This window comes from bacterium (assembly GCA_029210965.1).
Lineage (GTDB): Bacteria > BMS3Abin14 > BMS3Abin14 > BMS3Abin14 > BMS3Abin14 > JALHUC01.
In genome coordinates this window covers 1-522 of the sequence record JARGFZ010000153.1, presented here as the reverse complement: position 1 = coordinate 522, position 522 = coordinate 1, and the positions used below count along the sequence as shown (strand labels likewise).

Here is a 522-nt window from a genome sequence, read left to right as displayed (position 1 = left end):
GGGTGCTTTTCACCACTTCCCTCACGGTACTCGTTCGCTATCGGTCGCTGTCTCGTATTTAGCCTTGGAGGGTGGTCCCCCCAGATTCCTACCGGATTTCACGTGTCCGGCAGTACTCGGGTGGTCGTCACGGAGTCGACATGATTTCGCGTACGGGGCTTTTACCCTCTCTGGCCAGCGGTTCCACGCTGTTCTGCTACCACGTCGATTTGTAACTCCGCCCCAGGTCTGTGGCCCAGAGACGACGACTCCCACAACACCTCATGCAGCAACGCCCACAGGCTATACGCATACATGGGTTTAGGCTGTTTCCCGTTCGCTCGCCACTACTAGGGAAATCTCGGTTGATTTCTCTTCCTCGGGGTACTTAGATGTTTCAGTTCCCCCGGTTGCCTCCCTCCTGCCTATGTGTTCAGCAGGCGGTAACTGGGCATGACCCCAGTTGGGTTTCCCCATTCGGAAATCCTCGGATTGACGGTAGTGTGCACCTACCCGAGGCTTATCGCAGCTTGCCACGTCCTT

Annotated in this window: 1 rRNA gene; it reads right to left on the bottom strand. The window is 56.7% G+C overall.

The features are described from left to right. Window positions 1-522: ribosomal RNA gene (locus P1S59_14745) — 23S ribosomal RNA — on the bottom strand; the annotation flags it as partial.